17 protein-coding genes are annotated in these 21125 nt (G+C 31.6%); 5 read left to right on the top strand and 12 right to left on the bottom strand.

Going from position 1 to position 21125, the window contains the following annotated elements:
• Window position 1 precedes the first annotated feature (1 nt).
• Window positions 2–3199: a LamG-like jellyroll fold domain-containing protein gene (locus SJY43_RS09860; RefSeq protein ID WP_396600567.1), complete on the top strand. Its 3198-nt coding sequence runs from the start codon at window positions 2–4 to the stop codon at window positions 3197–3199.
• A gap of 340 nt (window positions 3200–3539) precedes the next feature.
• Here the strand turns inward: SJY43_RS09860 and hisS are convergent, their stop codons facing one another.
• From hisS to rpsF, 7 genes are all read right to left on the bottom strand, one after another.
• Window positions 3540–5159: a histidine--tRNA ligase gene (gene hisS / locus SJY43_RS09855; protein WP_396600566.1), complete on the bottom strand. Its 1620-nt coding sequence runs from the start codon at window positions 5157–5159 to the stop codon at window positions 3540–3542.
• Window positions 5160–5434: 275 nt separating this feature from the next.
• A complete protein-coding gene (locus SJY43_RS09850) occupies window positions 5435–5902 on the bottom strand; it encodes a DUF6495 family protein (RefSeq protein ID WP_396600565.1) in 468 nt (155 codons plus the stop codon).
• Window positions 5903–5940: 38 nt separating this feature from the next.
• Window positions 5941–6813: a glycerophosphodiester phosphodiesterase family protein gene (locus tag SJY43_RS09845; RefSeq protein ID WP_396600564.1), complete on the bottom strand. Its 873-nt coding sequence runs from the start codon at window positions 6811–6813 to the stop codon at window positions 5941–5943.
• A 65-nt stretch (window positions 6814–6878) separates the two neighbouring features.
• On the bottom strand, window positions 6879–10022 hold the full coding sequence (locus SJY43_RS09840; protein WP_396600563.1) for a TonB-dependent receptor domain-containing protein: 3144 nt from the start codon (window positions 10020–10022) through the stop codon (window positions 6879–6881).
• Between the two features lie 136 nt (window positions 10023–10158).
• Window positions 10159–10602, bottom strand: a complete 444-nt coding sequence (gene rplI, locus SJY43_RS09835) for a 50S ribosomal protein L9 (protein ID WP_396600562.1) — start codon at window positions 10600–10602, stop codon at window positions 10159–10161.
• Window positions 10603–10615: 13 nt separating this feature from the next.
• Window positions 10616–10915, bottom strand: a complete 300-nt coding sequence (rpsR, locus tag SJY43_RS09830) for a 30S ribosomal protein S18 (RefSeq protein ID WP_181364065.1) — start codon at window positions 10913–10915, stop codon at window positions 10616–10618.
• Window positions 10915–11253 (bottom strand): 30S ribosomal protein S6, encoded by a 339-nt coding sequence (gene rpsF, locus SJY43_RS09825; RefSeq protein ID WP_396600561.1) that lies wholly within the window; start codon window positions 11251–11253, stop codon window positions 10915–10917. The genes rpsR and rpsF overlap by 1 nt, the downstream gene beginning before the upstream one ends.
• Window positions 11254–11531: 278 nt before the next feature.
• On the opposite strand from rpsF, the gene SJY43_RS09820 reads away from it, so the two are divergent.
• Window positions 11532–12227 carry a LytTR family DNA-binding domain-containing protein gene (locus SJY43_RS09820; RefSeq protein WP_019388305.1) on the top strand — a complete coding sequence of 232 codons (696 nt, stop codon included), beginning with the start codon at window positions 11532–11534 and terminating at the stop codon, window positions 12225–12227.
• 21 nt (window positions 12228–12248) lie between these two features.
• Here the strand turns inward: SJY43_RS09820 and priA are convergent, their stop codons facing one another.
• The 4 genes from priA to nadC form a co-directional block, all read right to left on the bottom strand.
• A complete protein-coding gene (gene priA / locus SJY43_RS09815) occupies window positions 12249–14699 on the bottom strand; it encodes a primosomal protein N' (protein ID WP_396600560.1) in 2451 nt (816 codons plus the stop codon).
• Window positions 14700–14730: 31 nt separating this feature from the next.
• The gene (locus SJY43_RS09810) at window positions 14731–15153 is read right to left on the bottom strand and encodes a DUF2147 domain-containing protein (protein ID WP_396600559.1); all 423 of its coding nucleotides are present in this window, start codon (window positions 15151–15153) and stop codon (window positions 14731–14733) included.
• A gap of 2 nt (window positions 15154–15155) precedes the next feature.
• The gene (locus SJY43_RS09805) at window positions 15156–16097 is read right to left on the bottom strand and encodes a YihY/virulence factor BrkB family protein (RefSeq protein ID WP_396600558.1); all 942 of its coding nucleotides are present in this window, start codon (window positions 16095–16097) and stop codon (window positions 15156–15158) included.
• Between the two features lie 84 nt (window positions 16098–16181).
• Window positions 16182–17042 carry a carboxylating nicotinate-nucleotide diphosphorylase gene (nadC, locus tag SJY43_RS09800; RefSeq protein WP_396600557.1) on the bottom strand — a complete coding sequence of 287 codons (861 nt, stop codon included), beginning with the start codon at window positions 17040–17042 and terminating at the stop codon, window positions 16182–16184.
• A gap of 131 nt (window positions 17043–17173) precedes the next feature.
• On the opposite strand from nadC, the gene rlmH reads away from it, so the two are divergent.
• A complete protein-coding gene (gene rlmH, locus SJY43_RS09795) occupies window positions 17174–17647 on the top strand; it encodes a 23S rRNA (pseudouridine(1915)-N(3))-methyltransferase RlmH (RefSeq protein WP_396600556.1) in 474 nt (157 codons plus the stop codon).
• Between the two features lie 106 nt (window positions 17648–17753).
• Here rlmH and SJY43_RS09790 read toward each other — a convergent pair whose 3' ends face one another.
• A complete protein-coding gene (locus SJY43_RS09790) occupies window positions 17754–18053 on the bottom strand; it encodes an HPF/RaiA family ribosome-associated protein (protein WP_396600555.1) in 300 nt (99 codons plus the stop codon).
• Between the two features lie 168 nt (window positions 18054–18221).
• On the opposite strand from SJY43_RS09790, the gene SJY43_RS09785 reads away from it, so the two are divergent.
• Both SJY43_RS09785 and SJY43_RS09780 read left to right on the top strand, forming a co-directional pair.
• On the top strand, window positions 18222–18797 hold the full coding sequence (locus SJY43_RS09785) for a non-canonical purine NTP diphosphatase (protein WP_396600554.1): 576 nt from the start codon (window positions 18222–18224) through the stop codon (window positions 18795–18797).
• A gap of 68 nt (window positions 18798–18865) precedes the next feature.
• Window positions 18866–21091 (top strand): RelA/SpoT family protein, encoded by a 2226-nt coding sequence (locus SJY43_RS09780; RefSeq protein WP_396600553.1) that lies wholly within the window; start codon window positions 18866–18868, stop codon window positions 21089–21091.
• Window positions 21092–21125: the final 34 nt, after the last annotated feature.

Genomic DNA, 21125 nt, shown 5'->3' with positions numbered 1-21125 from the left:
TATGAAGCATATTGCTATTAAAATAATTATAATTTACGCTCTCCTTTTTAGTTTTAATAAAACATTTGGTCAGCTTCATGATAAACCAGTCTGTGGGCAAAATTTTAATTTAAACTGGACCACGAGTATGGTAAGCGAAGATCATTATTGGTCGCCTGGAACATTATCAAATACATATACAAATGTAGATAATTCAGGTACCGACGTTACTGTTACATTCACAGGAGAAACAAACACATTAGGCTTTTGGGGAGGAAACACACCTAAAGTGGGAACACAATCGAGTTATTTATACAAGGGGATTGATTTATTGTCTAAAGGATTTTCAGGAACTGGAATAACATGTACTATAACATTTAGTAAACCTATTTATGCTTTATCTTTTGATGTATACCACATAAACAAATGGGAATCTAATGGAGATAAATATACTTTTACAGGTAAAGATAAAGATGGAAATACCATTTACCCTGAATTTACTAATTCTCCTTCTCCTACTTACACTTCAGACGATAATACAGGTGTTGTAAATGCAACTACAAACTTAACCTCTGGGAACAATGCAATAATTGGTGTTAACTATACAAGTCCAAACCATATAAAAAGTATCTCGTTTTTATGGGAAGATTGTGATACATGTACAAACGACCAACTGCACGCAACGGGCTTAGGCAGTTTTAGTTTTTGCACACCTCAAACTATAGATTTTGACGGAACAGATGATTATATAAATAGTGAACCTTTTTTAGGAGGTAGATCTGACGTAACCATGATGTCTTGGATAAAATTAGATGAGGGATTTGTGGGTGGTGAAATCATGGGACAACGCAATTTTAGGTTATTTATAGATGCTAATAAAAAATTAAACGCCTTTATTAAACTAAATTCAGGAACAGAAATTAAATCTCCCGATACATCAACTTTCATATTAGAAGAAGACCTTTGGTATCATACTGCTCTAAAATTTGATGGAAATACAGGTACTACTTCTTTATACTTAAACGGAGAAGCTATTTGGAATTATACAGATAACAATTTAATTGGAGCCACTATTAATGATACAACTATTTGGAACTTAAATCATGATTTTGAAATAGGACGTAATGCGCTTGAAGAAAATAATTATTTTAAAGGAGCCATATATGAAAGTAGAGTTTTCAATAAAGCATTAACAAACAACCAATTACACCAACAAATTAACCAAGAAATTAAAAATAATAACGGAAACGTTCAAGGTACAGTAATTCCAAAAGATATTGATGATTTACTATGGAGTGATTTATTACTTTATTATAAAATGAAGAATTCTGATACTGGGTTTGTACCAGATAATTCTAATAACAATAGAGTTGGTAAACTAAATAACATGTCTGTATTTCAAGAAAATCAAGATTTTACAGCCCCTTTGCCCTATGAAACAACTAAATCTTGCGATGGAAACTGGAACAACCCTAAAAATTGGCTATATGGAGCGCAATGGGATATTAGTAAAGTAATACCAGAGCATTCCATAGTTAAAATTAATGGGAATTTAGAAGTTAATTCCGATATTACTACTGCTGGCCTTATAATTACCAAAGAAGGTATATTAAAAATAAATCCAGACTTTGCACTTGTTAATTCTTGGTATTTATTGTTAGATGGGCTATTAGATTTGCAAGGTGAATCTCAATTAATACAAACAGAACATAGTACTTTAAACAAAATTAGCTCAGGAATCTTAGAAATATCCCTTCAAGGAACTGCAGATAATTTTACCTATAATTATTGGTCATCTCCAGTAGGAAAAACAAATAATTCAACAGTTAATAATAGTTATACTGTAAAAGATATATTTACAGACATTAGCTTTATAGATGAAGGTTATAATGGAATTATCTCGCCACTATCAATTGCAGATTATTGGATTTGGAAATACGCCAATAATTTAAGCGACAATTATTCATCATGGCAGCATGTAAGAAGTTCTGGGAAAATAACTCCTGGTGAAGGCTTTACTATGAAAGGCCCAGGTACTGGAACTATTTTAGATGAACAAGAATACACACTTCAAGGCAAACCAAATAATGGTAACATTAGCATACCAGTCTTTGCAGGAAATGATTATTTAGTTGGTAACCCATACCCTTCTGCAATAGATGCTATAAAATTTATTGAAGATAACAAATCAACTAAAGAAGGTGAGGGATCTATAGATGGAACACTTTATTTTTGGAAACATTGGGGAGGTGGATCGCATGTAGCAAGCGATTATCAAGGCGGATATGCAACTTACTCCCTTTCTGGTGGTGTTCCTGCTGCCGGAAAAAGTATTGATGGCAATATTGTTTCTACTGGAGGTTCTTCAGATGAAGTCCCAAATAAATATATTCCAGTTGGACAAGGTTTTTATGCAACTGCAGCCAATAACGGAACTATTAATTTTAATAATGCACAACGTGCTTTTTATATTGAAGAAGACTCGAACAATACTCCTCACAAAAATAATAATTCTAACGACAAAACATCGAATAGTAATGATGTAAGAATGAAATTGAGAATAGGTTTTAATTCTGTAAATAAAATACAAAGACAATTATTAATAACTATAGATGAAAATGCAACTATAGGTCGCGATTGGGGCTATGATTCTAAATATATTGATACACAATCAGATGATATGTATTGGTTAATAAATAACGAAAAATTCACTATTCAAGGTATTAACGAAATAAACGAACAAACTATTATTCCTTTGGGAATGCATTCACAAACAGCAGGTCTTAATACTATAAAAATTGACGATTTAGAAAATGTGTCTAACGAGTTTGAAATTTATTTACATGATAAAGACTTAGGTATTTACCAAGATTTAAAGAAAAATCAATATGAAACCTATATTGAAGCTGGTCAATATTTAAATCGTTTTGAGATTACATTTTCCAAAAACTCAACCCTAGATGTTGAAGAAAATGAAAACAAACAAATTGAAGTATATTTTTCAAACGAAAAAAATAGTATTGTTGTAAATAACCCAGCTTCAAAGTATATAAAAACTGTAGAAATGTTTAATATACTAGGGCAATCACTTTTTAAATTTCAAATTAATACTAGTAAAACTAGTTTAACATATAGCGCTAATCAAATTAAAGCTGGTAATTATATTTTAAAAATTGAAACTGAATTTGGAATGATTTCTAAAAAAGTATTTATAAAATAATTAGCTAAGTAGGTCTATAATATTTATTAAACCCAACTCTATTTTTACTTAATGTTGCTTTTAGCATTGTATAAATGTTAAAGAATTTTGTTTTTTATCGTGTTTTTATGCTTTTTATCGTGTTTATTTAAAATTAAACAGTATATTAGCGGCGTAAACAAGTATTATTAAATAACAAATACGCACATAAAAAACGATAAATTGTACTACTACCAAGTATTAGTACAAATACAATAAAAGTATTAATAGATTAAATTAATTATTTGAGTTAGTCACTTTAAAACAAATTACTCCAAATCTAAAATACTCTTCAGGTCCTAAATTGACGTTTGGGACTTTTTTATTTTATAAGATTTACTAAAGCTTCAAGCGAAACTTTATCTTGCTCACCAGAAATCATATTTTTTAAAGTATAAGTGTTCGATTCAATTTCTTGATCACCAACTAAAACAACAAAGGGAATATTGCGCTTGTTTGCATGATTCATTTGTTTTTTCATTTTAGCAGCATCTGGATATAATTCTGCATTAACGCCTTGAGCACGTAATTGCTTTATAGCTTTTAAACTAAACAAAGCTTCTTTATCTCCAAAATTGATAAATAATACCTCAACATTTTTTGTTACCGTTTCTGGGAATAAACCTAATTCTTCAAGTACCAAATAAATACGGTCTAGGCCAAAGCTAATACCAACACCACTTACATCTTTCATTCCGAAAATTCCAGTTAAATCGTCATAACGACCACCGCCACCAATAGAGCCCATTTTAACTTGCTCTGGAGCAGAAACTTCAAAAATCGCACCTGTATAGTAGTTTAATCCTCGGGCCAATGTTACATCAAATTGTAATTTTGCCGTTGATAATCCTAATTCAGTAATTGCAGCATTAATAAAACTTAATTCTTCAATACCCTTTTTACCTTCTTCAGAACTATTTAATATATCTTTTAAGCTTTCTATTTGCGATTCAAAAGAACCAGACAACGTAAATAAAGGTTGTAATCTAGAAATACCATCTTCAGAAATGCCTTTAGAGCGCATTTCTTCTTTTACCTTCTCCTCGCCTATTTTATCTAGCTTATCTAAAGCCACAGTAAAATCGATAAGTTTATCGCTTGCTCCAATAACTTCGGCTATGCCAGAAAGTATTTTTCTATTATTTATTTTTATGGTAACGCCTTCCAATTTTAAGGCTGAAAAAACCGAATCGTATAATTGTATAAACTCAACTTCTTGCCAAAGCGATTTACTACCAACCACATCGGCATCACATTGAAAAAACTCTCTAAAACGTCCTTTTTGAGGTCTATCTGCCCGCCAAACTGGTTGTATTTGGTAACGCTTAAAAGGAAACTCTATCTCGTTTTGGTGTTGTACTACGTAGCGTGCAAATGGGACTGTTAGGTCGTACCTAAGAGCCTTTTCTGATATTTTTGAAATATGAGTTTTAGAATCTAGTATAAATAACCGAGCACATCTTAATAAAATAATTTTTCTACTTTTATTCTTAAAATCATCATTTAATGGCAATGATATAGAAAAATCAATTTCCTTTATATTTATAATATAATCTTTAATTTTTCGATAATAATCCTCATTATTTTCATAACCTACTTTCAATTCATAATCAATTGAATCCTCAAAAGTTCCGCTATCATTATTTAATGATTTATCTAAATAATTATAAAATTTTTCTAAACCATGTAATGTAACGGCATCGTCCATTCTTAGAGATCTATAAAAATCACCAGAATTCAAAATCTTAAAAATCAATCGATCACCTTCATCACCATATTTTCCCATTAAGGTATCCGAGTTTTCAAAACTTGGTGTTTCAATAGGTTGAAATCCAAATGATTCAAAAGCACCGCGAATGGTATTAAAAATATAATTTCGTTTTGCTACTTGTTCTGGATTAAAATCTCTAGTTCCTTTCGGGATGCTTGGTTTCTGAGCCATATTTATGCCCGTGAAAACGGGTATCTTTTTTAATGAATACTACTTTAAAAGTGGATTCCGCATCACGTGCGGAATGACAAAAATAATTAATGAAACTGGTAATGCTAGCTTTTTATGTAGAAAATAATTTTACACAGAGATTCTCAGAGGTTTCACAGAGATACACGGAGAAAATTAGTATAATTCTATTTTACAAAATTTTCTAATACAACAAAAAAGTAAAATATTTAAACCCTAATTGACTGCAAACTGCTACTGAATACTGCGACTTTTCACTAATTTATTAACTTATAAAAATAATTATACAATTCACCCTTAGTTATAGAAGCGCCTTGTTCTATCATTTTAAACTTATCTAAGTTTTTATCTTCAGAGTATTCTTTATCGGCTTGTAAAAACTCAACATTTTCATCCATCAAGTTTTCACGTAGCCAATCATAACCTTCTTGGGTAGTTATATCAACATCATTTTTTAAGTTCACTACAATAGCATGCATTTTAGTATCTTCTAAATGAAATAAATACATGTGTTGTGGTGCAAAATGTTCTAAGTATTCAGCTTTGTTTAAAGCACCTTCCCAAATTAAATCGCTAAACACGTCTAATTCCATTTCGGCTAAATCGGGCTTGTTGGTTTTTAAATTTGTCCACTCATCTGCAGTTATAGATTGTGTTGCCAAAAAATTGATAAATTCTTGGTGTAACTCTTCGAATTGTTCTTTCGTAAGTCTTGAATATTTCATGATATTTTTTTTATTCTCGAACCAACGAGAATTATACTTTATTTTTTAACATTTAAGCTTGCTGCTGCGGCAAACGGTCTATCGGTAGCGATAACATCAATGCCTAAATTCACCCATTTTTGATACAATTCATCGCCCTTTGCTTGAGCTTGCTTATCTAAATTCCCTAGGGTTCCCAATGTACAGGTAATTCCTAAATCGTGTAGTTTTTGGTATAGTGCTGTAGGAGATAATCGAGTTCCTGTAAAAGCCATCATATTTTCTGTTGGTATTTCAGAATGTAATAACCAATCTAGCTCTTCTTCATTCCTTGCTGACACCGATAACATTAAACCAGGTGCTGCTTTATAGGCTGCATTAGCTTGTTTCATGTTATAAGTAATAATTACAGATACATCATCGGCGCCAACTTCTTTAACCAGAGCAACTACCTGCTCTACCGATACACTTTTTTTAATATCTATAGTTAAAACAACATTGTTTGCCTTTGCCCACGCTAAAACATCTTTAAATAAAGGTATTTTAAATGTAGTTTCGTTACCAAAATCATCTTCTAAATTATACTTTAGTAACTCTTCGTACGTATAGTTTGTAATATTGCCTTCTCCTGTGGAGGTTCTACTTATACTATTATCATGCATTAAAACCAACACATTATCTTTTGTTTTGGCAACATCTATTTCATAAATAGCGGTAATACTGTCGTTAATATACTTTAATGTTTCTAAACAGTTTTCTGGATAATTTTTAATAGACTTCCCGCCTCTATGCACACTTATTACAGGTGTTGTTTTAGCTTGGTAAGCAAATTTACTTATCAATACAGATTTATTACTTTCTGAAGATTTATCGGTCTTTTCTTTACACGAAAAACTCGCTAAAAGAATACAAATTACTACTATATATTTCATATTACACATAAAAAAAGCGCCCCTTAGTTAAGGAGCGCAAATTTAAGAATATATATCGTCTTATTTTAGAAAATATAGCGTAATCCTACTTGAGCTTGCCACCTAGAAGCTAAGCTAGAATCGAATCCAAAGGTTGTTTGTTGATCTCCATTAAAAGAATAAATAGGATTTTGAGTACGATCTGCCTCATAAACGTTAGGATCTGGGTTAGCATCTGGAAAAGTTACACCAATGGGTTGTACACTATTTGGTTGTTGAATGATTCCCCAATCTGAATTTAATAAATTACCAATATTCAACACATCGATACTAAATTGAATGGTATTTGTTTTATCTCCAGAAACCTTAAATTTATAATCTTGTAAAAATTTAAGATCCCATTTACCTCTCCAAGGCGCTAAAGCCCCATAACGCTCTGCATATTCCCCTCGTCTATCGCTTAAATAATCATCTTGAGCAATGTAAGCCTCTAAATCTGCCGCATCACCAGCAGTTGCAAATTGCATTTGCGTAATTTCGGTTGATGTTGGAATATAAATTAAATCGTTAATTCCAGATCCATCTCCGTTTATATCGCCACCATAGGTATAGTTAAAACGCCCACCTTGTGCATATTCAAAAAATGTAGAAATTGTAGTTGACCATTTGTCATTACCATAGTTCCATTTTTTACTAGCTACACCAATAAAACGGTGGGTATCTCCATATTTTGAATACGATAACACATCGTTATTTACATTTCCTACTGCAGGATTACCAGCAAATGCATCACTTGTAATTTCTGCTTCAATAGAGTTAACATCTTTAGAATTTAAATAACTATAAGCTAACATGGTATACAACCCATTTTCAAAAGATTTTTGAGCTTTTAATGAGGCATTCCAAATTCTTCCTTTATCCGAATTTGTAAAAACAAAAGCGCCATCACTAGGGTTTCCATCAAAAGTTAGAATATCAGCAGCTGTATAAATTGGTCTATTATCCACACCTTGTAAAGTTCCTGAGGGTGTTGATAATCCCCAATGCTGAACATGAGCTCCATTAATATCTTTTGTATATGAAAGGTCTGTTGTTAAAATCAATCCGTTTTCAAGTTTTTTATCAGCACCAATATTAGTACGCCAAACTTGTGGATATTTATAATCTGGATCTACAGCTTGTAAAAAGAATGCATCTGGTGCAGCAATTTGATTACCTAACCAAACAAATGGGAAACGACCAGTAAATAATCCTGAACCGCCACGAAGCTGAAACGTATCATCTCCATTAACATCGTAATTAAACCCAACTCTTGGAGATACTAACCAATCGCTACTAGGCATTTGTGTATTATCAATAGTTACAGACTCTCCTGTATTTGGGTCCTCATATTGTACATCTGGTAAAACAAAACCTCTATCAATAACATCTTGTGCTTTTTCAGCAGAATCAAAAAACATGGGTTTATCGAAACGTAAACCATAAGTTAGTTTGAATTTTTCATTTACATTCCATTCATCTTGAACATAAAAAGATAATTGTCCAACATTAGTTTCAGCTAAAGCCCAACCTTCGCCATCTGGCACAGCATTATTTGCATTAAAAGTGGCTTGAGGACCAGCAAAATCATAACTTGTAGCATCGAAACCACTAATATCAACAGATCCAAAAAGATCAAAACCATAACTCGTTAAGTTGAAAGAGTTATCGAATTCAAATTTTTCAAAAGCAAAACCAATTGTAAATGTATGATCGCCTTTAAAAAAGTTTAAGTTATCAGATAATTGAAATACTTTTTGATCTAATCTATTATGAACTGAAAATGGCTCATGACCAGCAATAATATAGTTTGAACCATCTTTGGTTATGTTGATAGATGGTGCTGGTGTTGAAAACGGATTTCTATAATCGTTAAAGTGCGTATAACCAACTTGCAACTTGTTTGATGATGTTTCTGAAAGTGTCGAATTTAATTCTAACTGTACAGATTTAAGCTCGTTATGTTGCTCGTAACCAGAATTTTGAAATTGTAAAGTATTTGCACTCGGTCCTCTAAAAGTAATAGCGGTTGGGTGCGCTGGTTTTTGTTTTGATGCATTTAAAAAATTATAAATTACAGCTAAACGGTTATTATCATTAATATTCCAATCTATTTTAAAAATACCTTTAGTAGACTCAGCAGCATGAGTGAACCCTTGGTATTCACCAGGATCGTATCCTACAGCTAATAATGCATCTCTAACTGCAATTAAATCGCTTTCTAAAACTCTAGACTCACTAATACTTCCAGACCCTGTGTTTGGTGTCCATCCATTAGTTCCTAAATCGTCACGCTCATCTTTTTCAAAGTTTGCAAAAAAGAATAATTTATTTTTAACAATTGGCCCACCTATACTCATACCATATTGTGTTTGGTTTAAATCTGGTCTTGCAACATCTTCACCTTTAATTTTATTTCCTGTCATAGATTCATTTCTAGTAAATCCATAAACAGTTCCATGAAATTCGTTAGTTCCACTTTTAGTTACGGCATTTACAGAAGCCCCTGTAAATCCAGATTGTGTAACATCGTAGGGCGCTGTAGATACTTGAATTTGCTCAATAGCATCTAATGATACAGGTTGTGCATCTGTTTGTCCCCCAGGAGTTGCTGCATCTAATCCAAATGGATTATTAAAAATAGCACCGTCCAAAGAAAAGTTATTAAATTGATCGTTTCTACCACCAAAGGAATTACCACTAGCAGTTGGCTCAAGTCTAGTAAAATCTGATGCCGATCTTGATATGGTTGGCAAACGTGTTAATTCTCTTCTACCAACACTTGTTTCGGCTCCAGTACGATCACTGCCAAAAGTTCCAGTTCCTTGATTTGCTTGAATCATTACAGCATCAAGCTGCTCACTATCACTTAACATAACAATATCAATATTTTGTGTTTTACCTAAAGTTAAAAACACGTTGTTAAATGATTGCTCTTTGTACCCCACAAAACTAATTGTGATTGAATATGGTCCTCCTACTCTTAAATTTAATAAGTTAAATCGTCCATCAATGTTTGAGGCAGCTCCATACTTAGTACCTGTTGGCGTATGAACAGCAATAACATTAGCACCAGGAAGTGGTATTGAAGTCTCGTCTAGAATTAATCCTTTTATATTTGATGTAGTAACTTGTGAAAAAGCCGTTAAACCAATCAATAAAAAGAAAATTAAAATGTACTTTTTTTTCATTTTGAATAATTTATTTGAGTTAGTCATATTTGGTATTATATACGCATAACACCTATTCTTACAAAAATAGTACAAAAAAAAGCCACTCTAACGAGTGGCCTATTATTATTTAAAGCTTTTATTAACTAATTGTTAACTATGCTTGAGCAATAACTTCAAATTCTAAATCAACTGATACTTCTCTATGTAAACGTACTACAGAAGTATATTTACCTAAACGCTTAACAGTAGTAACTGTTATGAATTTTTTATCTATTGATTGTCCTTCTTTTTCTAAAGCAGCAGCTACATCAATGTTGTTTACAGATCCAAATAATTTGTCTCCTGTTCCAACTTTAGCTGGTATTTTAATTTCTAATGCTTTAATTGCTTCTGCAATTTTGTTAGCATCATCAACTATTTTCTTTTCTTTAAAAGCACGTTGCTTTAAATTTTCTGCTAAAACTTTCTTTGCAGATATAGTTGCTAAAATCGCTTGTCCTTGAGGAATTAAAAAGTTTCTACCATAACCGTTCTTAACTGTTACAACATCGTCTTTAAATCCTAAATTTTCAACGTCTTGTTTTAATATAAGTTCCATTGTTATCGGTATTTTATTTTAATAAATCTCCTACGTAAGGCATTAATGCTAAATGACGCGCTCTTTTTACAGCTACAGCCACTTTTCTTTGATACTTTAAAGATGTTCCTGTTAAACGACGAGGTAAAATTTTACCTTGCTCGTTAATAAAACGCATTAAAAAATCTGGATCTTTGTAATCAACATACTTGATTCCAGTTTTTTGAAACATACAATACTTCTTAGCCTTGTTTGTATCAATATTAAGCGGTGTTAAATATCTAATTTCACCGTCTTTTTTTCCTTTTGATTGTTGTTCTATTGATGACATAATTAAGCTTTTTGTTTAAGTTTATCTCGTCTTCTCTCTGCCCAAGAAATAGCATGTTTATCTAACGCTACAGTTAAATAACGCATAAAACGCTCGTCACGTCTAAACTCAACTTCTAAAGGGTTAATTACTTCGCCAGGAACAGTGTACTCAAATAAATGATAAAAGCCACTTTTCTTGTTTTGAATTGGGTAAGCTAATTTCTTTAGTCCCCAATCTTCTTTTGATACCATCTTAGCGCCGTTAGAAACAAGAAAATCTTCGTATTTCTTTACTGTTTCCTTTATCTGATCTTCAGATAAAACGGGATTTAAGATGAAAACAGTTTCATAATGATTCATAAAAATCGTTTTTATTGTTAAAAATTGGCTGCAAAAGTAGTAAATACATACATATAAACCAACAATTATTTTAATGATATTTTCAACTTAGAAAACTTGTTAATATCTCTTCGTTAGATTTTGGCATGAATTTGGCAATTAATAATATATTTACGATAAATAGTTAAAATTCATTTTGTTAAAAAAATGTTAAAATAAGCATTTAAACGATGTTTTTTGGTTTTTAACCGAATTATTCGTACTATTGTCGATATCTTAACCGAAATAATATAAATGTTATGACTTTAAACTGTGTAGTAGTAGACGATTCAGCAATACAACGTCTCTCTATTGTTAAACTTGTAGAGAATCACCCCTCTCTTAACTTAATAGCAGAGTACAGTAGTGCTTTAGAGACTAAAAATGGTTTAAATACGCATCAAGTAGACTTAATTTTTTTAGACATTGAAATGCCAGTGCTAAATGGATTTGAACTTTTAGACGTATTAAACAACAAACCCCAAATTATCTTTGTAACCGGTAAAACCGAATATGCTTTTAAAGCATTTAATTACGACGCTACCGATTATTTACATAAACCAATTACAAGAGAACGTTTTAATACTTCTGTAGATAAAGCTTTAGAACAGCATAGACTGACTTTAGACTTTAACGAAGAAGAAGGTGAACATATTTTTGTAAAAAGTAACCTTAAAAAACGTAAAGTATATATTAAGGACATTAAGTGGATTGAAGCCCTTGGTGATTATGTAAAACTTGTTACAGAAGAAAACAGCTTAGTAGTACTTTCTACAATGAAATCTTTTGAAGCTGAATTACCTGAAGGGAAATTTTTAAGAATTCATAAATCTTATATCGTGAATCTTGATAAGATTGACAGATTTAACAGTAAAAATGTTGAAGTTGGCGCTTACGAAATTCCTTTAAGTAGAAATAAAAAGACCCAATTAGTTGATGCCTTAAATAATATTTAAGAACCACACCACAAAACTAAATTAAAAGTTATCGACATTTAGAATTACCCTAACAGACCGAAAATCTTTTATACTCAAGAAGCTATTATTAATTTTAATAATGGCTTCTTTTGTTTTTGCTAACGACTGTTGCTTAGGAATCTTTACCAAAATATTTTTATGAAACTGATTTCTAATTCTAGCAATTGGTGGTGATTCTGGACCAAGAACATGCTCTTTAAATACTTGTCTTAACGATTTAGCAAACCAAATAGAAGCAGTTTCTACTCTATTATAATCCTTATGCTTTAAGGTTATTTTTATTTGCTTATAAATTGGCGGGTATTTAAAATTATAACGATCATTCATTTGCTCGTTAAACATATCTATATAATTATTGGTAGATACTTGTTGTAATATGTTGTGATACGGATTATAAGTTTGTATTAACACCTTGCCACGTTCTTCGGTTCGCCCTGCCCTACCAGAAACTTGCTGCATCAATTGGAAGCTACGTTCATGAGCTCTAAAATCTGGAAAATTCAGCATACTATCCGCATTCATGATGCCAACCAATTTTACATTTCTAAAATCTAAACCTTTGGTTAACATTTGTGTACCAACCAAAATATCAATTTCTTGCTGCTCTAAAGCTGTTATTATTTTTTCGTAACCGTATTTGCCGCGTGTGGTATCTAAATCCATTCTTGCCACATTATAATCTGGAAATAATAGCTTTACTTCTTCTTCTATTTGCTCTGTACCAAAACCTTTATTATCTAAATCTTGACTACCACAAGCTTCACAGTTTTGCATCATAGCAGCGTTATAACTACAATAATGGCAACGCAATTGGTTCCTGTATTGGTGATACGTTAAACTTACATCGCAATTAGGGCATTGTGGCGAATGCCCACACGTTTTACACTCAACAATAGGAGAAAATCCGCGACGGTTTTGAAACAATATTATTTGATGTTCTTCCTTTAAGGTTTCAGCAATTTCTTCAATTAGTCGATCGCTAAAATGACCTTTCATGCGTTTCTTTTTCTGCTTATCCTTTATATCAACCAATTCAATATCTGGCATCAATACGTTATTATAACGCTGTGTAATTTCTACAAAACCATATTTATTTTGCTTCGCATTAAAATAACTCTCTAAACTTGGCGTCGCCGAACCCAAAAGCGTTTTGGCTTTGTGTAAATTAGCTAACACTACCGAAGTATCTCTTGCATGATAACGTGGCGCAGGGTCAAACTGCTTGAAAGATTGCTCATGCTCTTCATCTACAATAATTAAACCCAAATCACTAAACGGTAAAAATATAGATGAGCGCGCTCCTAAAACTATTTTCGCTTTCGCGGAATTGTGTAGTACATTATTCCAAACCTCAACACGTTCATGAACTGAGTATTTAGAATGAAAAACAGCCACCTGCTCTCCAAAGTAATTCTGAAGCCTTGTAACTAATTGAGTGGTTAAAGCTATTTCTGGAAGCAAGTACAACACTTGTTTACCCGTTTTTATAACATCCTCAATAAGCTTAACATAAACCTCCGTTTTTCCTGAGGATGTTACACCATGTAACAAGGTAACTTGATGTGTTTTAAAAGTATCGTTTATCTGATCTAAAGCTGTTTTCTGATATGCATTTAACCTTTTAGAAGCCTCAGTTTCTTCACCCGAATATTCCACTCTATCGGTTTGAATATGGTATTCTTCAAGTATACCTTTATCAATCAACGATTTTATAATGGATGTTGATGCAGCACTTTCTTCAGCTAAATCTTTAACCTTCACAGGTTTTTTGTTTCTAGCAGAAATCATAAATAAAGTCATCACAACTTTTCGTTGCTTAGGTGCTCTACTTAATTCTTCTAACAAATTTTGAAGTGCATTTTCAGATGAAAAATTAGCATGCAACTTAACATATCGTACTAACTTAGGCTTGTACTTTTCATACACTTCTTCCTCAACCGAAATAGCTTCTTTTTCAATTAATCGTTTTATAACTGGAAGCACATTCTTTTTATCAAGAATATTAGAAACATCATGAATCTTTAATGATGACTGATGATGTAAGGCTTCATAAACCAAAAACTCATCATCTTTTAAAATAGATTCATCAAAAGCTTCAACTTTATTTTTTGAAATAACAGTTTCGCTTTCTAAAATAAAAGCACTTGGTAACGCTGCCCGCATCACATCACCTAATGTACACATGTAATAACTTGAAATCCATTGCCACAATTGCAGTTGTTTCTCATTTACAATAGGTGTTTCATCTAGAATTTGCTGAATCTCTTTAGCTTCATAAGCCGTTGGACCATTGGTGTGAATATTATAAACTATACCCGTATAGATTTTAGACTTTCCAAAAGGAACTGCAACCCGCATACCGACCTTTAAAAATTCAGCTTCAGCACTAGTTATGCTATATGTAAATAGCTTTTGAAGTGGAATAGGAATTATAACATCTATAAAATGCAAGCTGTATATAGTTTAGTTTTATAAAAATGAGTTAATTATAACGAATCCAATATTGTGTAAGATATAAAAACGCAATATAGCCACGAACTTGAAGCTTGCCTGTTTCTTTATCTAGTTTTATTCTACATCTATATTCTTTACCATTTTCTGCATCGAAAATGGTTCCGTGCTTATAATATTCTCCATCCTTTTCCAGGTCTTTAATAATTTCAAAACCTAAAATGGGCTTATCTTTATAATCACCTTCACAATTCTGACAAAGGGTTTTCTCATCAAACGGCTTTAGTATTTCTATAACTTTACCAAACACTTTACCATTCCTTTTATAGATTTCTACAATCGATTTATTTGCTCCTGTTTCATCATCTACTGTTTTCCATTTTCCGAAAATACCCTGAGATTGCACAGAGAACGATAAAAAACAAATTAGCATTAAACAAAAATTGTTCTTCATAATTAAACATTTTTTCTAAGCTTATTTAATGAGGCATTAAGCTCGTAACCTAGCAAAAGTATATTTGCATTTAACCACAAATAAAGTAATAAAATTAACAAGGCACCTATAGAGCCATATAATTTATTATACTGCCCAAAGTTTTCGATATAAATACCAAACAAATATGAGGTAAGTATGATTAACAATGTTGTAAACAAAGCACCAATAGAAAAGAATTTAGAATTCCGCCCTTCTCTAGTTCCAAAATAATATAAAGTAGCAGTAGCAATGTAAACCATGACGACAAAAAATAAATATTGCACAACGTTTGTCCAAAACACACTACTAGATTCTACTTGATAACCTCTATCCTCTAGTGCATGCAGCAGTCCTTGAACAACATAAATCTGGATATACCCTAAAACTATAATTGTTATTATAAGTAAAAAAGCTAAAATTAAAGCAATACCCAATGCGTATATATATTGTCTAAATACGTTACGTGTTAATTGCTCATGATAGGAGTTTTCAAAACCAGAAAACACAGCATTTACTCCATTTGCCATTAAAGCCATAGATAAAACAAAAACAGAAGATAATAAACCTCCGCGTTGAGACCCATCTATATTTTCAAAAATATTCTCGAAGAAAAAATCGGAAGTACTAGGTGGTAAAAAAGATTCTAAAAATTGCAGGAATTCTATTTTAAAATCATCAATTGGTACATAAGGAATGATAATTAAAACGAATAATAAAAACGGAAATATTGCCGTAAAAAAACTAAAAGCAATAGCGCTAGCGCGTGTAGTTAAAGCGCCTTTAACAATACCGGTAATATATAAAACTAATAAATCGTAAAACGATAACCCCTCAAGACCTGGCAATTTTAGTTTTTTGCATAATCGCACCAAGATATTAATCACAGGGATTTTATCAAGTTTATCATCAAGAGATTTATTCATTAATAATTTGCCTTTTTCGTTCTAGCAAAGTTATTAAAATAAAGGTTGTCTATTAAAATTAAAAAGTACTTATGTCTCTTAAAGTTACTTTACAGCTTTTAAGCTTAAGTCCATATTGTGAACAGAATGCGTTAGGGCTCCAGATGAGATATAGTTTACACCACACTCGGCATAATGTCTAATAGTAGTTTCATTTATATTTCCAGAAGATTCTGTTAAGCATTTATCCCCTATCATTTTAACAGCTTTTCTGGTATCTTCATAATCAAAGTTATCTAGTAAAATTCTATAAACACCTTCATTATTCAAGATTTCTTGTACCTCTGTTAAATCTCTAGCCTCGACCATGATTAGCAAATCTTTTTCAGTTTCCTTTAAATATTGCTTTGTCATTTCTACGGCTTTAGTAATACCTCCAGCAAAATCAATATGGTTATCTTTAAGCATAATCATGTCATAAAGAGCAAACCTATGATTTTCACCACCACCAATTTTAACAGCCCATTTTTCTAAAACACGAATACCTGGTGTGGTTTTTCTTGTATCTAGAATTCTGGTTTTTGTACCTTCAACTAAATCAACAAACATTCTGGTTTTTGTTGCTATAGCACTCATACGCTGCATAGCATTTAAAACGGTACGCTCTGCTTTTAAGATAGACTGAGATGGACCTTCTACATACATAACAATATCGCCGTAGGTTACCTCTGTACCATCTTCAATACGTATATCAAGCTTCAAGTTTTTATCAACGTAAGCAAACACTTTTTTAGCAAAATTAACACCGCCAATAACTCCTTTATCTTTAACTAAAAGCTTAGCTTTACCTCTTGCATTTGCAGGAATACATGCCAAAGAACTATGATCACCATCACCAACATCTTCTCGTATGGCATTTTCAATAATCATCTTCACTTCTGTGTCAAACTGCTCTTGTGTTATCATAATATTTTGTTAGTTAATCCGAACAAAAATAAGAAATAGATTTACTAAATTAAATTTTACAATTATGAATTTTTTAAATTTTTCTTATTTAAATGTATTATTCATAAATTCGAAATAGTAATTTTGCTTTTATGACTATAAAGCTTATCACCATCGGCAAGACTGATAATAAACAACTTACAACCTTAATTGAAGATTATATTAAGCGTTTAGGCTATTATATTAAGTTCTCTTTAGAACCTATTCCAGACATTAAAAATTCTAAAAATTTAAGTGAAGCACAACAGAAACAGAAAGAAGGCACTCTTATTTTAAACAAACTAAACCCTACAGACGCTTTAATTTTATTAGATGAAAATGGAAAACAATATGATTCTGTTGCTTTTTCTTCGTATTTACAAAAGCATATGAATTCTGGAATTAAGCAATTAGTTTTCGTTATTGGAGGACCTTATGGGTTTTCTGAAGAAGTTTATAAAAAAGCAAATGGGACACTATCAATATCAAAAATGACATTTTCCCATCAAATGATTCGCTTATTTTTTATAGAACAACTCTATAGAGGATTCACTATTTTAAGAAACGAACCTTATCATCATAGGTGATTTGTAGGTATAAATTATAACTCGGATGTATAAACTAAAAGAGGATTGAATACTAGTATTCAATCCTCTTTTTTATTTTGTCAACTGCGTTGCGTATTAGTTATTTTTAGTGTGTTTTAAAAACCTCTTTACGTTTTTTAAGTTGTCGATCTAAATCACTTATAGTTTCTCTTACCGAAACTTCAAAATTACGTTCGTTAGAAGTTGCAAAAATCCTTGGCCCGGGCAAACTTAATTCGATTTTACATATTTTACCATTATTATGGTCTTTTTCATCTTGCTTAAAACTTACAGAAGCATTTATTAAAAACTCATATCTGTTAAACAATTTTTCTAATTTCTCTTTTGTGAAAGCTGAAAGTGTGTCACTTACATCTACTCCTACATACTGAATGTTTACTGTCATATCCGTTCTCGTTTTAATGTTTAAATTCTACCCTAATATACAAGTTTTTTAAATAAACTAAAGCAACAAAAATCATAAAATGAATATAAATTTTTATTTTAAAAATTAAACACACTCTATATCATTTAAAATCAATAAATAGTACTTTTGAAATATAAAAACTAATCTATGCAACTCGTTTTCGCTACCAATAATTTAAACAAACTTAAAGAAGTTCAGGCGCTAATTCCATCAAACATTAAACTACTAAGTTTAAAAGATATTGGGTGTTTTGAAGATGTTCCAGAAACACGAAACACAATAGAAGGTAATGCAACCCAGAAGGCGGAGTACATAAAAGAACAATATGGTTTTGATTGCTTTGCCGATGATACTGGCTTGGAAGTTGGAGCTCTTAATGGTGCTCCAGGAGTATATTCTGCCCGTTATGCTGGAGAACAACGATCTACTCAAGATAACATGAACAAGTTACTTGAAGAATTAACCAGTAAAACAAACCGAAACGCGCAATTTAAAACCGTTGTAGCACTTCACTTAAATAATAATCTGCGAACATTTACAGGAATTTGCAAAGGCGAAATTACTAAAACCAAACATGGCGATAAAGGTTTTGGCTACGACCCTATTTTTAAACCAAACACCTTTAATGAAACATTTGCTGAAATGGATTTAAGTTTAAAAAATAGCATTGGACATAGAGGAAAAGCAATAACCAAACTTGTAGAATTTTTAAAATCCATATAGCCAAAAAAATAGTTAAAAAAAATAAATTTCGGGTTGGCTGTTAATATTCTTTATGTTACTTTTAATCTATGACAGAGGAAGCTATAGAAAAAGAGAATGCAGCCATTGCTAAGGCCTACAAAGAGTTATTAAAAGTTAGTTACACAACACTTTCTGATGATGATAAAAAACTTATTCGTAGTGCTTTTGAGGTCGCCTTAGATGGTCATAAACACCAACGTAGGAAATCTGGAGAAGCCTATATTTTCCATCCATTAGCTGTAGCAACAATTGTAGCCCAAGAAATTGGCTTAGATGCTACCTCTATTGCAGCGGCCTTGCTTCATGATGTTGTAGAAGACAGTCCAGATTATGAATTAAAAGACATTGAAAAAAAATTCGGCAAAACTATAGCCAAAATTGTTGATGGACTTACAAAAATATCCTCTCTAAGTAAAGAGAAAGATATGAATGTCTCTTTGCAAGCAGAGAATTTCCGTAAAATGCTTTTAACTCTTAATGATGACGTTAGAGTTATCATTATTAAAATAGCCGACAGACTTCATAATATGCAAACTATGGATTCGATGCGAGCTGATAAACAAATCAAAATAGCATCTGAAACCCTATATATTTATGCGCCACTTGCTCATAGAATTGGACTTTACAATATAAAAACCGAATTAGAGGATTTAGGTTTAAAATATACAGAACCAGACACCTATCATGACATTTATGACAAGATAACTGAAAGCAAAGAAGAGCAAGATGAATATATTAACCAGTTTAGTGATGTTATAAAAAACTCTCTAGACAAAGAAAATTTAAGATATACAATAAAAGGAAGACCAAAGTCAATTTTTTCTATTAGAAAAAAAATCATTAATCAAGGCGTGTCTTTTGATGAAGTTTACGATAAGTTTGCTATCAGAATTATTTACAAATGTGATGCAGACCCTCAAAACGAGAAGTTTTTAGCTTGGAAAATTTACTCAATTGTTACAGATCATTTTAGACCAAACCCTATCCGATTACGCGACTGGATTTCATCTCCAAAATCAACAGGATATGAAGCTCTACATATTACGGTAATGGGACCAAAAGGGAAATGGGTTGAAGTACAAATACGTAGTGAACGCATGCATGAAATTGCAGAAAAAGGTTATGCAGCACATTACAAATACAAACAAAGTAGCGAGAAAGAAGATAATTTAGAAAGTTGGATTAATAGGTTACAAGAAGCTCTTGAAAATCCGGATATGAACGCCGTAGACTTTGTTGAGCAATTTAAACTAAATCTATATTCAAAAGAAATTTTCGTTTTCACTCCTGGTGGCGATTTAAAATCTTTACCCAAAGGAGCCACAGCTTTAGATTTTGCTTTTAATATCCACACAGAGGTTGGCATGAAAACTCGTGGTGCTAAAGTAAATGGAAAACTAGAACCTTTAAGTCACGAACTAAAAAGTGGAGATCAAGTAGACATTATAACTTCTGAAAGTGTTAAACCAAATCCAAATTGGCTAGACTATGCTACTACTGCGAGAGCTAGAAGTAAAATAAAATCGGCTTTAAAAGAAGATAAAAAATTAATTGCTGAAGATGGAAAAGAAATACTTAGACGTAAACTAAAACAATTAAAAATTACGCTTGATGAAAACTCTGTTAACGAAATGGTTAGTTTTTTCAAGCTTAAAACGAGTCTCGATTTGTTTTATAGAATTGGTCTTGGTTCGATTGATAATACTATGCTAAAAAGCTATGCTTCCTCAAGGAGTAATGCTTTAATGAGTTATATCAAGAATAAAATTTCTAGAAAACAAACCATTTCAAAAGAAGACATAGCAAAACAAGAAATTACATTAAAATACGACTCAGTAGTTTTTGGTAATGAAGAAGAAAAACTAGATTACAAATTAGCTAATTGCTGTAACCCAATACCAGGAGATAAAGTATTTGGGTTTCTAACTGTTAACGAAGGGATTAAAGTTCATAAAAAAAACTGCCCTAATGCAGTAAGTCTACAATCTAATTATGCTTACAGAATTATGCCTGCAAAATGGATTGATTCTTCACAACAAGAATTTCAAGTTAAAATTGAATTAACAGGAATTGACCAAATTGGATTAGTAAATAATATAACTAATATTGTTTCAGAAAATATGCTTGTAAATATGAAAAGTATAAGTTTTGAAAGTAACGGTGGGCTTTTTTCAGGAAAAATTAATGTCGTAGTTAAAAATAGTACCATTATAAAAAAGCTTTTAGAAAAACTTAAAAAAATTAATGGTATTGATAAAGTTAGAAGAGTATAAATAGACTGTTTTAAGTAATAAATTTATTTTTTTT

It is taken from the genome of Algibacter sp. R77976 (assembly GCF_044594645.1).
Lineage (GTDB): Bacteria > Bacteroidota > Bacteroidia > Flavobacteriales > Flavobacteriaceae > Algibacter_B.
The sequence above is the reverse complement of the archived record's forward strand: the minus strand, read 5'-3'. Positions and strand labels throughout refer to the sequence as shown.

Bases quoted from the DNA above. Each gene is read 5' to 3' on its own strand.
- SJY43_RS09805 (WP_396600558.1), bottom strand. From the start codon at position 16,097: ATGAATAAATCTCTTGATGATAAACTTGATAAAATCCCTGTGATTAAT.
- SJY43_RS09845 (WP_396600564.1), bottom strand. From the start codon at position 6,813: ATGAAATATATAGTAGTAATTTGTATTCTTTTAGCGAGTTTTTCGTGT.
- hisS (WP_396600566.1), bottom strand. From the start codon at position 5,159: ATGGCTCAGAAACCAAGCATCCCGAAAGGAACTAGAGATTTTAATCCA.
- rlmH (WP_396600556.1), top strand. From the start codon at position 17,174: ATGACTATAAAGCTTATCACCATCGGCAAGACTGATAATAAACAACTT.
- rplI (WP_396600562.1), bottom strand. From the start codon at position 10,602: ATGGAACTTATATTAAAACAAGACGTTGAAAATTTAGGATTTAAAGAC.
- SJY43_RS09780 (WP_396600553.1), top strand. From the start codon at position 18,866: ATGACAGAGGAAGCTATAGAAAAAGAGAATGCAGCCATTGCTAAGGCC.
- SJY43_RS09840 (WP_396600563.1), bottom strand. From the start codon at position 10,022: ATGAAAAAAAAGTACATTTTAATTTTCTTTTTATTGATTGGTTTAACG.
- SJY43_RS09860 (WP_396600567.1), top strand. From the start codon at position 2: ATGAAGCATATTGCTATTAAAATAATTATAATTTACGCTCTCCTTTTT.
- rpsF (WP_396600561.1), bottom strand. From the start codon at position 11,253: ATGAATCATTATGAAACTGTTTTCATCTTAAATCCCGTTTTATCTGAA.
- nadC (WP_396600557.1), bottom strand. From the start codon at position 17,042: ATGATAACACAAGAGCAGTTTGACACAGAAGTGAAGATGATTATTGAA.
- SJY43_RS09820 (WP_019388305.1), top strand. From the start codon at position 11,532: ATGACTTTAAACTGTGTAGTAGTAGACGATTCAGCAATACAACGTCTC.
- SJY43_RS09790 (WP_396600555.1), bottom strand. From the start codon at position 18,053: ATGACAGTAAACATTCAGTATGTAGGAGTAGATGTAAGTGACACACTT.
- SJY43_RS09785 (WP_396600554.1), top strand. From the start codon at position 18,222: ATGCAACTCGTTTTCGCTACCAATAATTTAAACAAACTTAAAGAAGTT.
- SJY43_RS09850 (WP_396600565.1), bottom strand. From the start codon at position 5,902: ATGAAATATTCAAGACTTACGAAAGAACAATTCGAAGAGTTACACCAA.
- SJY43_RS09810 (WP_396600559.1), bottom strand. From the start codon at position 15,153: ATGAAGAACAATTTTTGTTTAATGCTAATTTGTTTTTTATCGTTCTCT.